The 13580-nt window shown below is 72.8% G+C and carries 10 protein-coding genes; 7 read left to right on the forward strand and 3 right to left on the reverse strand.

From position 1 onward, the window contains the following. Positions 1-62: 62 nt before the first annotated feature. A complete protein-coding gene (locus EAE32_RS06190; RefSeq protein ID WP_121864474.1) occupies positions 63-1088 on the reverse strand; it encodes a 3-oxoacyl-ACP synthase III in 1026 nt (341 codons plus the stop codon). A 314-nt stretch (positions 1089-1402) separates the two neighbouring features. Here EAE32_RS06190 and smc point away from each other — a divergent pair, with 314 nt between their 5' ends. Continuing rightward, entirely contained in the window at positions 1403-5044 is a 3642-nt protein-coding gene (smc, locus tag EAE32_RS06195) for a chromosome segregation protein SMC (protein ID WP_121864475.1), read from the forward strand. A gap of 52 nt (positions 5045-5096) precedes the next feature. Here smc and EAE32_RS06200 read toward each other — a convergent pair whose 3' ends face one another. Further along, on the reverse strand, positions 5097-5702 hold the full coding sequence (locus EAE32_RS06200; RefSeq protein ID WP_121845993.1) for a hypothetical protein: 606 nt from the start codon (positions 5700-5702) through the stop codon (positions 5097-5099). After that, positions 5699-7084 carry an MFS transporter gene (locus tag EAE32_RS06205; RefSeq protein ID WP_121864476.1) on the reverse strand — a complete coding sequence of 462 codons (1386 nt, stop codon included), beginning with the start codon at positions 7082-7084 and terminating at the stop codon, positions 5699-5701. The genes EAE32_RS06200 and EAE32_RS06205 overlap by 4 nt, the downstream gene beginning before the upstream one ends. Before the next feature lie 46 nt (positions 7085-7130). On the opposite strand from EAE32_RS06205, the gene ftsY reads away from it, so the two are divergent. The 6 genes from ftsY (at position 7131) to EAE32_RS06235 (ending at position 13391) form a co-directional block, all read left to right on the forward strand. Then, positions 7131-8234: a signal recognition particle-docking protein FtsY gene (gene ftsY / locus EAE32_RS06210; protein WP_121864477.1), complete on the forward strand. Its 1104-nt coding sequence runs from the start codon at positions 7131-7133 to the stop codon at positions 8232-8234. Positions 8235-8503: 269 nt separating this feature from the next. Continuing rightward, complete coding sequence (locus tag EAE32_RS06215) at positions 8504-9820, forward strand: ammonium transporter (protein WP_243635604.1); 1317 nt, start codon at positions 8504-8506, stop codon at positions 9818-9820. Continuing rightward, on the forward strand, positions 9817-10155 hold the full coding sequence (locus EAE32_RS06220) for a P-II family nitrogen regulator (protein ID WP_121864479.1): 339 nt from the start codon (positions 9817-9819) through the stop codon (positions 10153-10155). The genes EAE32_RS06215 and EAE32_RS06220 overlap by 4 nt, the downstream gene beginning before the upstream one ends. Positions 10156-10404: 249 nt before the next feature. Continuing rightward, positions 10405-11976 (forward strand): signal recognition particle protein, encoded by a 1572-nt coding sequence (gene ffh / locus EAE32_RS06225; protein WP_121864480.1) that lies wholly within the window; start codon positions 10405-10407, stop codon positions 11974-11976. A gap of 6 nt (positions 11977-11982) precedes the next feature. Next, positions 11983-12477: an NUDIX domain-containing protein gene (locus tag EAE32_RS06230; protein ID WP_121864481.1), complete on the forward strand. Its 495-nt coding sequence runs from the start codon at positions 11983-11985 to the stop codon at positions 12475-12477. Continuing rightward, the gene (locus EAE32_RS06235; RefSeq protein ID WP_121864482.1) at positions 12474-13391 is read left to right on the forward strand and encodes a hypothetical protein; all 918 of its coding nucleotides are present in this window, start codon (positions 12474-12476) and stop codon (positions 13389-13391) included. Before EAE32_RS06230 ends, EAE32_RS06235 begins: the two co-directional genes overlap by 4 nt. Positions 13392-13580 lie beyond the last annotated feature (189 nt).

Genomic DNA, 13580 nt, shown 5'->3' on the forward strand with positions numbered 1-13580 from the left:
TTCGCGGTTCTGGGCGGCGTGCGGGGGCGTCCCGCGCTGCGGGTCACCGGTATGGGGCGAGCTCACCAGGCGATCTCCATGAGGGTGGTGTTCAGCCCGGAGCCCACGCCGAGGCACAGCACGCGGGCGCCGGGCTCGAGCCGCTCGGCCTCCAGGGCCAGGGTCATGGGCAGGGCGGCGGCCGCCACGTTGCCCCAGTACGGGAACGTGAGGGGCACCTTGGAGCCGTCGATCCCCATGTCCTCGATGAGCTTGTTGGTGTGGGAGTTGGAGACCTGGTGCGTCACGTAGGAGTCCATGTCCCGCCAGTCCCAGCCGTCCGCCTCAGCATCGAGCCAGGCCTCCACCACGAGCCCCACGCCGTGGTTGAGCAGACCGGTGGCGTCCGTGAACATGCCGTCCCCGCCGCCGATGCACAGGCGGCTGAACTCGGTGCCCGCGCGGGTCACGGAGCCCACGATGCGGTGGCCGTCCGGGTGGCGGTCCGCGGGACCCACCACGGCGGCGGCTGCGCCGCAGCCCAGGGTGAGCGTGGCGAACTCCTGGACCACCTGCTCGCGGGTGATGTCGTCCTCGCGCAGCCGCTCGATGGCCGCCCGGTGCCACGGCGAGGGGTCCTCGCCCGCGACCACGAGCGCGTACTCGATGGCACCGGCGTCGATCATGGACGAGGCCACGGTCAGGGCGTTGACGAAGCCCAGGCACGCGTTGGTCATGTCGAAGTTCAGGGCGGAGCTGGGCAGACCCAGGCGCTCGTGGATGCCCACGGCCACGGCCGGCTCGTAGTTGTCGCGCGTGACGGAGGCGTTGATGAACAGCCCGATCTGCTCCGGATGGATCCCCGACTGCTCCAGCGCCGCCTGGCCGGCCTCCGTGGCGCCGTCCGTGAAGTGGCGGCCCGGGGCCCAGCCGCGGCGCTCCTTGATGCCCGCGAGCCGCTCCAGCAGGCCCTTGGGCATTCGCAGCCGCTTGAACGTGTGGGCCAACTCCTCATCGAACCGGGTGGACGGGATGACCACGTCCGCTTCCGTCTTGGTGACCGACAGGACGGCGGCGTTGCGGTTTCTGATGGTGGAGTTTCCGGTCAATGTGGCGCTTTCGATCAGACGCCACCCGTGCCGTCGAGGAGTCGATCGTCGGTGATGGACCTCGGCGTCCGGGTGAAGAAGCGGGATGGACCGGTCCAGTCTAGCGGCCCATTCTGACAGCTCTCCCGGGGCGAGCGCGGTGCTCCTCCCGCGCTGCCGGGACGCCGCGCGACCCCGTGCCCGGGGTGCTTCTGCGAGGTGGGGAAACACCCCGCGGGTAGACTCGGACCCCACCCCCGGGCACGGCCCCTCGGCAGGGCCGAACGCCCTCACCACCCGGGCGCCCGGACCGCCAGACCCAGGAGATCCCCCGCGTGCACCTGAAGACCCTCACCGTGCGTGGTTTCAAGTCCTTCGCCTCGGCCACCACGTTCCACTTCGAGCCCGGCGTCACCGCGGTGGTGGGTCCCAACGGCTCCGGCAAGTCCAACGTGGTGGACGCCCTGGCCTGGGTGATGGGTGAGCAGGGGGCCAAGTCCCTGCGCGGCGGGAAGATGGAGGACGTCATCTTCGCGGGCACGTCCGGCCGCGCCGCACTGGGCCGCGCACACGTGTCCCTGACCATCGACAACGCCGACGGTGCCCTGCCGATCGAGTACACCGAGGTCACCATCTCCCGCACCCTGTTCCGCTCGGGCGGCTCCGAGTACGCCATCAACGGCCGTTCGTGCCGCCTGCTGGACATCCAGGAGCTGCTCTCGGACTCGGGCCTGGGCCGCGAGATGCACGTGATCGTGGGCCAGGGTCAGCTGGACCGGATCCTGCAGGCCACCGCGGAGGAGCGCCGCGGGTTCATCGAGGAGGCCTCGGGCATCCTCAAGCACCGCCGCCGCAAGGAGAAGACGCTGCGCAAGCTGGAGTCGGTGCAGCAGAACCTGGACCGGCTGGAGGACCTCACGGGGGAGATCGAGCGTCAGCTCACCCCGCTGGGGCGTCAGGCCCGCACCGCCCGCAAGGCGCAGCGCATCCAGTACGACGTGCGGGACGCCCGCGCCCGGCTGCTCGCGGACGACCTCGTGGCGGCCCGGGCCGGCATGGACGCGGACCGGGGCGCGAGCGACGAGACGCGGCGCCGCAAGGTCGAGCTGGAGCAGGCCGTGGCGCGCCTCGACGAGCGGCTGGCCCGCACGGAGGCCGACGCCGCCCGCACGGCCCCGGCGCTGAACGCCGCCCGCACGAGCTGGTACGAGCTGAGCACCGTGCGGGACCGCTTCCGGGCGCTGTCCGCGCTGGCGGGGGAGCGGCGTCGGCTGCTGGGCAGCGAGCAGGCGCCCGAAGCGCCGGGCCGGGACGCGCAGGCGCTGGAGGAGCAGGCGCAGCGCAGCCGGGAGGAGGCCGAGCGGCTCGCCGAGCGCGTCGCCCGGGCGCAGCAGACGCTCAACGAGGCGCAGACGGCACGACAGGCGGCGGAGGAGACCGCACGGGGGGCCGAGCGCCGGACCGCGGAGCTCGTGCAGCGCAGCGCGGACCGCCGGGCGGGGCAGGCGCGGCTCGCCGCGGCCGTGACCTCCGCCCGCTCGGCCCTCAGCGCCGCCGAGTCGGATGTGGAGCGCGTCCGCGCGGAGATCGCGGACGTCGCCTCCCGCGCGGAGCAGGCCACCCTGGACACCTCCTCCCTGCGCGACGCCGCGGAGACGAGCGCCGGGGCGGTCGAGCGCTCCGCCACGCGCGCCCGGGAGGCCGAGGAGCACGCGGAGACCGCACGCGCGGCGGCCCGCGCCGCCGAGTCCGCCCGTCAGACCGCGGCGAGCGAGCTGCACGCCGCCCAGGTGCGGCTGGACACACTGCGCCAGTCCGTGCGCCAGCCGGACGGTTCCGCCGCGGTGGCAGATGCCACCGCGGTGCTCGGCAGCGTGCCGGACGCGGTGCGCGTGGCCCCGGGGTGGGAGCGGGCGGTCACCGCGGCCCTCGGCGCGTGGTCCGAGGCGCTCGCCGTGGGGTCCGCGGCGAACGCCGCCACCGTCTTCGCCGCGCTGCGCGAGGCCGGGTCGGGCCGGGTCCACCTCGTCCTCGCCGGAACCGCACCGGCCCCCTCCGCACCCCTGAACCTCTCCCTCCCGGAGGGCTGCGTCCCGGCCGCGTCCGTGCTGTCGCCCGCTCCGGGAGCCGGGGACGACGACGTCGTCCTGCGCAGCGTGCGCGCGGAACTCGCCCGCACCGTCCTGGTCCCCGGGCCCGCGGAAGCGCTCGCCGTGCTCGACGCCGCCGCGGCGGCCGGTGAAGAGGCGTCCCTGCTGCGCGCGGTCACCCGCGACGGCGACGTCCACGGGACCCGCACCGCGCAGGGCGGGGCCACCGAGGCGGCGGGCAACCTGGAGATCCTCGCGCGCATCGAAGCAGAGGAAGCGCGTCTCGACGGGTTGCGCGCCGCGGCGGACAAGGCGACCGCAGAGGCCGAGCGGGCCGAGATGGCGCGCGTCGAGGCCGCCCGTGCCCAGCGGGAAGCCTCCCAGCAGGCCCAGAAGGACCAGCAGGCGGCCGCCGCGGCCGGTGCGGCGCTGAGCAGGGCGGAGGCCACGGCGTCGTCGGCGGACTCCGAGCTCGCCCGGCGGCGGGAGGTGCTGGGCACCGCGGAGCAGCGCATGGCCCGGCGGCAGGAGGAGCTGCGGGAGGCCCTGGAGCGCGCGGAGTCCGCGGAGCACGGGGACGAGGCGGAGCTCGAGCGGGAGCAGATCACCGCCGCCGGCGCGAAGGACCGGGCGGATGCCGCGGCGAAGACCGCCCGCGAGGCGGAGACCGAGGCCCGGTTGGCCCTGCGCGGCCTGGAGGAGCAGCACCGCCACGCGCTCTCCCGGGCGGAGGGCCAGCTGCGCGCCGCCCGCTCCGAGCGGGCCGCGCAGGCGGAGGCGGCCCGGCGCGCGGAACGACGCCGCGTGCAGGCCGCCGTGGCCCGGGCCGTGGGCACTGCGGCCGAGCACCTGCGGGTGAGCGCGGAGGAGTCGGCCCGGCAGGCCGCCGCCCAGCGGGACGCGGTCGAGACCGAGCGCGCGGGGCTTGACGAGGCCGCGCACCGGCTGCGCACCGAGCGGGATGGGACCACCCGCGAGCTGAGTGAGCTCACCGAGCGGCTGCACCGCGCGGAGCTGGAGCTCACGCAGCGCCGCGCACGGCTGGAGGGGCTGGAGGCCACGGCGCTCGAGGAGCTCGGGATGACCCCGGACTTCCTGGTGGAGCACTACGGGCCGCACCTGCCCGTCCCGGACGCGGACGCCGCGATCGAGGCGGCCCAGACCGCGGAGGAGTCCGGGGGCTCCGTGCAGCTCGCCCTGCCGAGCATGACCGATCCCGGCACCCCGTTCCGGCGCGAGGAGCAGCAGACCCGGCTGCAGCGGGCCCAGAAGCAGCTCAAGGCCCTCGGGAAGGTCAACCCGCTGGCGCTCGAGGAGTTCGCGGCGCTGGAGGAGCGGCACAAGTTCCTGGTGACCCAGCTGGAGGACGTCAAGAACTCGCGCACGGACCTGCGCAACATCATCCGCCAGGTGGACCAGCACGTGGAGGAGGTCTTCTCCCAGGCCTACCGGGACACCGCCGAGCAGTTCGTCTCCGTGTTCGCCACCCTGTTCCCCGGGGGTGAGGGGCGCCTGCGCCTGACCGATCCGGACGACATGCTCAACTCCGGCGTGGAGGTGGAGGCGCGCCCCGCGGGCAAGAAGATCAAACGGCTCTCCCTGCTCTCCGGCGGTGAGCGCTCACTGACCGCCCTGGCCCTGCTCGTGGCCATCTTCAAGGCCCGCCCGTCCCCGTTCTACGTGATGGACGAGGTGGAGGCCGCCCTGGACGACCGCAACCTGGGCCGCCTGCTCACGATCTTCGAGCAGCTGCAGGAGAGCTCGCAGCTGATCATCGTGACCCACCAGAAGCGCACCATGGAGATCGCGGATGCCCTCTACGGGGTGTCCATGCGCGGGGACGGAGTGAGCCTGGTGGTGGGCCAGCAGCTGTCGCAGCTGCGGTAGGTGTGCGCGGCGGGCGACGACGGCGCTCGACCGCCTCCCCGCTCGGACCGCGTCAGCCGTGGGCGGCCGGGTTCTCGGTGGCGGCCCGTGCGCGGCGGATGAGGGCCGCGCCGCGACGCAGAACTTCGTTCTCCACGAAGAACTCCGGGGGTTTCTCGTACCACCCCAGGTCGTCCCGGGCCAGCGCCACGATGTCGCACCCGGCCGATGTGGCGGTGAGCACCACGTCCATGGCGAGTGGCAACGCCTCCCAGCCCTTCATCGACCCCGCACCCCGCCACCGGAAGGTCTCGTCAGAGCCCGTGGCAATGTGGAGCGCCGAGTCCGTGGCGGTCGTCCGGAACTCCGGAGCAACGAACTCCGTGCGCAGCCGCTCGATCACGGCCCCGGGTGCCAGCGGAGACGCCCAGCGGGCCTCCGTGACAATCCGGTCATGCTGCGGGCGGGCCCGGGAGACGCGGGGCAGCCACCAGTAGCGGAGGAGGGCCCAGACCCCCGGCAGGACTACCGCAAAAAGCCCCACGAGCATCGGGGTGGTGAGGATGCCTCGGTTGCGCAGCTCCTTCAGGACACCATTTAGCACCAGGGTGACCACGAACAGGACGAGGTAGCGGATCAGCGCACGGCGGCGCGGGGACCGTTTCCCCGACCCCGTCATCTGCCGACCGTCCCGCCCGCACGGGGCTGGCGCGTCTCTGACTGGGCGGCCTCCGGCAGCGTCTCCCGCACCGGCAGCCAGGCCAGGGCCGCCAGCAGCATGAGCGCCCCGGAGATGCCGAACGCCCAGCCGAACCCGGCGGCGTCGGCCAGGGCGCCGGCCAGGACCGGACCGAGGATCTGCCCGGCGTCGGCGCACATCTGGTAGCGCGAGAGCACCTTGCCGCCCGCGCGGTCCGGGCCGATCACGTCCGCCACTGCCGCCTGCTGACCGGGGTTGAGCGTTCCGGAACCGACGCCCGAGAGCAGGGACAGCACCGCGAATGCCACCACGGAGGTGCTGAAGCCCACCCCGATGGTCGCGAGCCCGCACACCAGCAGCCCCGTGAGCACCAGGGGCTTGCGGCCCATCCGGTCCGTCAGGCGCCCGGTGACCGTGAGCGCGGCGGCGTTGCCCACCGCGAACAGCGCGAGGGCGAGACCGGCGACGGCGGGCCCCTCACCCACCACCTGGGCGGCCAGCAGCGGAACGAGCGCCACCCGCACACCCATGGCGGTCCACCCCGTGGAGAAGCTGGAGGCCAGCGCGGCGCGGTACGCCCCGGCGTCGAGCGCGTCGCGGACCCGCATGGGCGGCTGGGCGGCTCCGGCGCGCCTGGCCCCGAGCGTCTCGTCCTTGAGCCGCGCCCAGACCACGAGCACGGCGACGAACAGGGCGCCCGCGTAGATGAGGAACGGGGCGTGCATGCCCAGTCCGGCCAGGAACCCGCCGAGCACGGGTCCGAGGATGCCGCCCAGCAGGAAGGACGTGGCGTAGTACCCGGACACCCGCCCGCGCATGGTGCGCGGTGCGAGCCGCACGATCAGCCCCATGGCGGAGACCGTGAACATCGTGGAGCCGATGCCACCGAGGCCCCGGAAGACCAGCAGCTGCCAGTAGTTCTGCGCAAAGGCCGTCGCCGCGGAGGACAGCGCGACCACCACCAGGCCCACCAGGTACGTGGGGCGCTCGCCGAACCTGTTGACCACGGCCCCGCTCGCGGGGGCGAAGAGCAGGCGGCACAGGGCGAACGCGCTGATCACCGCGGAGGACGCGGCCACACCCACGCCGAAGCTCGCCGCGAACTGGGGGAGCACGGGTGCCACGAGGCCGTAGCCCAGGGCGATCACGAACGCGGCGGCGATCAGGACCTTGATGGGTTCCGGGACGGTGGCCGCGGGCGGTGCGGCAGCGGCGTCGTCGGAGCGGGTGGCCGAGGGCCGGGCGGAAGCGGCGGGAGCGTCGTCGGGCGGTGTCTGCGCCGTGCCCGGCGTGGCATCGGCGGCACCGGGGACCGGGGCCGCGGAGGCCTCGTGCGAGTCGGGGGTTTCGGGGCGGGACACGCCTGGCAGTTTATGGGAGATTAGACGGGTGGAGACTATTGCGCAGATGTGGATACTGATTGCCGCCGCGGCGGTCCTAGTGCTCGTGGTGCTCGGCGTGGTGCTGCTGCGCAAGCCCAGGGCGCCGAAGGGTGGGTACGCGGGCACCCGCGACATCGACGACATTCCCGAGGTGGACGGGGACACCGCCCTCGAGGACCGTCCCGTCAGCACCCTGGAGCGGCCCGAGTCCGCGCGCGGACGGCTCGCGCGGCTGCGCGGGCGCCTCGCGAAGTCCAACAACGTGTTCGGCAAGGGCCTGCTCGTGCTGCTGTCCCGCGAGCGCATCGACCAGGACACGTGGGACGAGATCGAGGACACGCTGCTGATGGCGGACCTCGGCACGGACGCCTCCCTGGAGCTCGTGGAGAACCTCAAGAAGCGCGTGCGGGTGGACGGCACCAAGGACCCAGCGGAGCTGAAGTCACTGCTGCGCGAGGAGATGCTCGCGCTCGTGGACCCCAGCCTGGACCGCTCCCTGCGCACGGAGTCAGCGCCCGGCAAGCCCGCGGTGGTGCTCGTGGTGGGTGTGAACGGCGTGGGCAAGACCACCACGGTGGGCAAGCTCGCGCGCGTGCTCGTGGCCGAGGACAAGGACGTCATGCTGGGGGCCGCGGACACGTTCCGCGCGGCCGCCGCGGACCAGCTCGAGACCTGGGGCGCCCGGGTGGGCGTGCCCACGGTGCGCTCCGAGCAGGAGGGCGCGGACCCCGCCTCGGTGGCGTACGACGCCGTCACGGCCGGTATCCAGCAGGAGGCGGACGTGGTCCTCGTGGACACTGCCGGGCGGCTGCAGAACAAGGCCGGTCTCATGGACCAGCTCGGCAAGGTCAAGCGCGTGATCGAGAAGGCCGCCGCCGTGGACGAGGTGCTGCTCGTCATCGACGCCACCACGGGGCAGAACGGCATGACCCAGGCCAAGGTCTTCGCGGAGGCCGTGGACATCACGGGCATCGTGCTCACCAAGCTGGACGGCACCGCCAAGGGCGGCATCGTGGTGGCCATCCAGCGCGGGCTCGGCGTGCCGGTCAAGCTCATCGGCCTGGGGGAGGGCCCGGACGACCTCGCACCCTTCAACGCTGAGCAGTTCGTGGACGCGATCATCGACTGAGCCCCGCCCCCCCCTGAGCCGCCGACGGCGCCCGCTCCCGTTCCCGGGGGCGGGCGCCGTTCGCGTTCCGGCGGGTGGGACGCGGTCCGGCTCCTCCGGGCGGGACGCGGCCCGGGTCCGGCGGGTGTTAACACGCCCGCAACATGGAGGCGTGAGCTGAAACACAGTCGTTACCCGCACGGGAACTTGCCGGTAACAAGGGGTGCGTTGACTGGGACCACGGAGCGCAAAGGATGTGCTCGCCAGAGACCAGGGACGAGGTGATCCGGGTGGAACTGACCGCCGGACACGTGTGGACCGTGGTGGCGGCAGGGCTGGTGTTCTTCATGACACCCGGCCTCGCGCTGTTCTACGGGGGCATGACCCGCGCCAAGGGCGTGCTGAACATGATGATGATGAGCTTTGCCGCCCTCGGCGTGGTGGGCGTGGTGTGGGTGCTGTGGGGCGCCTCGATGCTCAGCGGCGACCCCGTGCTGGGCGGGTTCAGCGCGAACCCCTTCGCCCACCTGGGGCTGCACGGTCTGCTGGGCACCGAGGACCTGCTGACATCCGACTTCTCGGTCACGTTCGCCATCATCACCGTGGCACTGATCTCCGGGGCGATCGCGGACCGCACCCGGTTCGGCACGTGGGTGGTGTTCACCCTGGTGTGGGTCACGCTGGTCTACTTCCCCCTGGCCTACATGGTGTGGGGTGACGGGCTGTTCTCCGAGGACGGCGCCCTGGGGCGGATCTTCGGGGAGCCCATCGACTTCGCGGGCGGGCTGGCCGTCCACATCAACGCCGGCGTCGCGGCGCTCGTGCTCATCCTGCTCATCGGGGCCCGCCGCGGTTTCGGCCGGGACTCGGGCCAGCGCCCCCACAACCTGCCCCTGGTGATGCTCGGCTCGGCCATCCTGTGGTTCGGCTGGTTCGGCTTCAACGCCGGTGCGGCCACCACGGTGGAGCAGGCCGCCCTGATCTGGACGAACACCCTCGTGGCCCCGGCCGCGGCCATGCTCGCGTGGCTGCTCACCGAGCGCCTCCGGGACGGGCACGCGACGTCGCTCGGTGCGGCCTCCGGCGTCGTCGCCGGGCTGGTGGCCATCACCCCGGCGTGCGCGAACGTCACCCCCGTGGGCGCGATCGCCCTGTCCGCGGTGGCCGGGGTCTGCTCGGCGCTCAACGTGGGCTTCAAGTACCGCATCCGGCTGGACGACTCGTTGGACGTGTGCGGTGTGCACCTGGTCTCGGGCATCGTGGGGACCGTGGCACTCGGTTTCCTGGCCATCCCCTCCGAGGGGCGCGCGGGTCTGTTCTACGGCGGCGGCTGGTCCCTCATGGGCACCCAGCTCGCGGCCACCCTGTTCGTGGTCCTCTACACGGGGGTCCTCACCCTGGTGATCGGGCTGGTCCTCAAGGCCACCATGGGCCTGCGAATCACCCGGCGTGACGAGGTGATCGGGGTGGACCTCACGCAGCACGCCGAGTCCGCGTACTCGCTCAAGGATGAGGCCACGGGCTACTTCGCCGGTCACGCCCCGCAGCGCCCCCTGCCCGGCACCGCCGAGGCCCCCGTTCCCGTCACGGAAGGAAGCAACCAGTGAAACTCGTCACCGCAGTGGTGCGTCCCGAGAAGTTCAGCGACGTCAAGGACGCCCTGGAGAACCACGGCGTGCAGGGGATGACCGTCCTCTCCGTGCACGGCTACGGCCGTCAGCGCGGTCACCGGGAGGTGTACCGGGGCGCGGAGTACACGGTGGACCTGCTGGAGAAGGTGCGCATCGAGACCGTCGTGGAGGACGGCGAGGCCCAGGAGCTCGTCACCGTGATCGTCACCGCCGCCCGCACCGGGGAGCCCGGGGACGGCAAGGTGTGGGTCACCCCCGTGGAGCATGCCGTGCGGGTCAGCACGGGGGAGCGGGACGACGTCGCCCTCTGACTCCCGCGCGCACGGCCCCGGACCACGAGACGCCCTCGCCGAGGCCGGCCCGGGCGTGCCCCGCACCGGGGTCTGCGCGCCCGACCGCTGCACCCCCGAGACGGACCCGGCCGCACCCTGACACGGACCCGGCCCCGCCCCGCGCGGAGCCGGGTCCGTCGCGTGGGGCGGGGTGCTGACGGGCGGGCAACGCTTGCTAACCTGGGACACTGAATTCATCCGTCGTCCGAGGAAAGCAGCGACCTCCCCGTGTTCAACTCACTGTCCGACCGGCTCACAGCGACCTTCAAGAACCTGCGCGGCAAGGGCAGGCTCTCGGAGGCGGACGTCGACGCCACCGTGCGCGAGATCCGCCGCGCCCTGCTCGAGGCGGACGTCGCCGTGCCCGTGGTGCGGGAGTTCACCGCCGTCATCAAGGAGCGCGCCCTCGGCTCGGAGGTCTCCGAGGCGCTGAACCCGGGCCAGCAGGTCGTGAAGATCGTCAACGAGGAGCTGCAGAACGTCCTCGGCGGCGAGACCCGCCGGATCAACCTGGCCAAGACCGGGCCCACGGTCATCATGCTCGCGGGCCTGCAGGGCGCGGGCAAGACCACCCTCGCCGGCAAGCTCGGCAAGTGGCTCACGGACCAGGGGCACAAGCCCGTCCTGGTGGCCTCGGACCTGCAGCGCCCCAACGCGGTGACCCAGCTGAAGGTCGTGGGCGAGCGCGCGGGGGTTGCCGTGTTCGCGCCCGAGCCCGGCGCCACCTCAGAGTTCGACGACCCCACGGGTGACCCCGTGAAGGTTGCCCGGGACGGTGTGGCCTTCGCCCGCTCCAAGCTCTACGACGTGGTCATCGTGGACACCGCCGGACGACTGGGCATCGACCAGGCTCTGATGAACCAGGCCCGGGACATCCGCGACGCCGTGGACCCGGACGAGGTCCTGTTCGTCATCGACGCCATGATCGGCCAGGACGCCGTGAACACGGCCAAGGCCTTCGACGAGGGCGTGGATTTCACCGGCGTGGTGCTCTCCAAGCTCGACGGCGACGCCCGTGGTGGCGCGGCGCTGTCCGTGCGCGCGGTGACCGGCAAGCCCATCATGTTCGCCTCCACGGGCGAGGGCGTGCGGGACTTCGAGCAGTTCCACCCGGACCGCATGGCCTCCCGCATCCTGGACATGGGTGACGTCCTCACGCTCATCGAGCAGGCCGAGCGGCAGTGGGACAAGACCGAGGCCGAGCGCATGGCCAAGAAGTTCACCGACCAGGAGGACTTCACCTTCGAGGACTTCCTCGCGCAGATGCAGCAGCTGCGCAAGATGGGCTCCATGAAGAAGATGCTCGCCATGATGCCCGGCGCCGCCGGGATGCGCGAGCAGCTCGAGAACTTCGACGAGCGCGAGATCGACCGTGTGGAGGCCATCGTGCGCTCCATGACCCCGCACGAGCGCGTGGCCCCCAAGATCATCAACGGGTCCCGCCGCGCACGCATCGCCCGCGGCTCGGGCGTCTCGGTCTCCGAGGTGAACCAGCTCATGGAGCGCTTCGCCCAGGCGCAGAAGATGATGAAGCGCCTGGCCCAGGGCAAGGGCGTCCCCGGCATGCCCGGTGGCATTCCCGGCATGGGAGGCGGCGGGGGTGGCGCGGCCAAGAAGGGCAAGGCCAAGAAGAAGGGCTCCCGCTCCGGCAACCCCGCCAAGCGCGCCCAGGAGCAGGCGGCGCTCGCGTCCGGGCAGAAACCGGCCGCGAAGGGCAGCGCGTTCGGCGCCCAGGGACAGGACCTGGACGCCGAGTCGCTCAACCTGCCCAAGGGCTTCGAGAAGTTCCTCGGAAAGTAGGCATCCATGGGTTCGTACCTCCCCGACGACGAGCTGCGCGAGTTCATCGCCACGCTGCCCACCCGGCGGCTGGCCTCCGCGGCGATCATCCGTGACGAGAACGGGCGGGTGCTCGCGGTGGAGCCCAACTACAAGGACGGCTGGACCCTGCCCGGCGGCACGGTGGAGGCGGGGGAGGACCCGCGCACGGGCTGCTTCCGCGAAGTGGTCGAGGAGGTGGGCCTGCACCTGCCCGAGGGCCGCCTGATCGCCGTGAGCCACGGGGTGAGCATGGGCATGTGGGGAGACTCCGTGTCCTTCCTCTACGACGGCGGCACCGTGGCTTCCGACACCCCCATCACCGTGCAGGAGGAGGAGCTGCTGTCCTACCGCTTCGTCGCCCCCGAGGAGCTGGAGACGGTCATGAGCCCCGGCATGGCGGAGCACATCCGCGCGGCCATCGAGGCACTGGAGACCGGCACCGTGGTGGAGCGCGTGATGGACGGAGGGTCCCGGGCATGAGCGAGCGGCCCGCTCCGCGCTCGGTCCTGCTGGTCCGCGCGGACACCCCGCAGCTGCCGTTCGTGGCCACGGCCCTCGGCACGGGCTTCACGGCGGTGGCGCGCGACGGCTGGTCCGCGGTGGTCCTCCCGGACGGCACGGACCCGGCCGCTCTCGCCGCCGCGGGGGATCCGCACAGCATCGCGGTGCGGCTCGACTCCGACGGCAGCACCCGCACCCTGCGCGTCTACCCGCCCGTGGCCTCGCTCGACGCCGGCCGCGACTGGGGCATCCAGTTCACGGAGCTCGCGGAGTCCACCACCCTGCACTGGCCCGCCGTGCACGAGGACTCCGTGGCGGAGCTGCTCGCGGGCACCCGGGACGCCTCCGAGGCGGGTCCCTCCGCCACGGAACGAACCCCGGGTGACGACGCCGCGGCGTCGGCCCCCGCGGCGAACGGCACCGCCGTGGCGTCGATCGCCTCCTTGTGCGACCTCGACCCGGCGCAGGGGGCCCGGCTCGAGAACTACGCCCGGACCCCGAGCTCCGCGCTGCTGCTCGAGTCCGTGCTCCAGCTGCTGGGCCTGCCGCCCGTAGCCGCGAAGATCGTGGAGGGCCAGCGCGAGCTGAGTGAGATCGAGGGGGTGGCGGACTACGCGCCGCGCCCGGCGGGGCTGTCCCTGTTCGAGGCGGCGAGCGTGGAGCCCAGCGGCACGGACCTGCTCTCGCGCATCCAACGTGCGTACGTGCGCCGGCCGTCGCTGCTGCTCGCGGTGGGCGGAGCGGAGGCCGTTCTCGGTGCCGGTCTGGCCGGACTGGCCGCCCGGGGCGGCAGGGGAGCCCGGGTGCTCGGATCCGCGTCCGCGCTCATGCTCTCGGACGCCGCCCTGCAGACCGCCCTGTGGGCCACGGTTCGTTCCCGGAAGCGGCGCTGAGCGGGCACCGCGTCCGAACCGGCTCGGGTGGGTGGACCGCCGGCCGTCGGAGTGCCGTGCGGCCCGCAGGAGGCCGCCGGGGCCTCCGGAGAGGGTCGCGTCGTCGGCCCCTGGTTTGACAGCTGTGGCACAATGGACGGGTACTCGAACCGTGCGGACCCTCTCACCGCGCGTGATGTCGTGTCCACA

The sequence above is a fragment of the Kocuria tytonicola genome (assembly GCF_003687175.1).
GTDB classification, from domain to species: domain Bacteria; phylum Actinomycetota; class Actinomycetes; order Actinomycetales; family Micrococcaceae; genus Kocuria; species Kocuria tytonicola.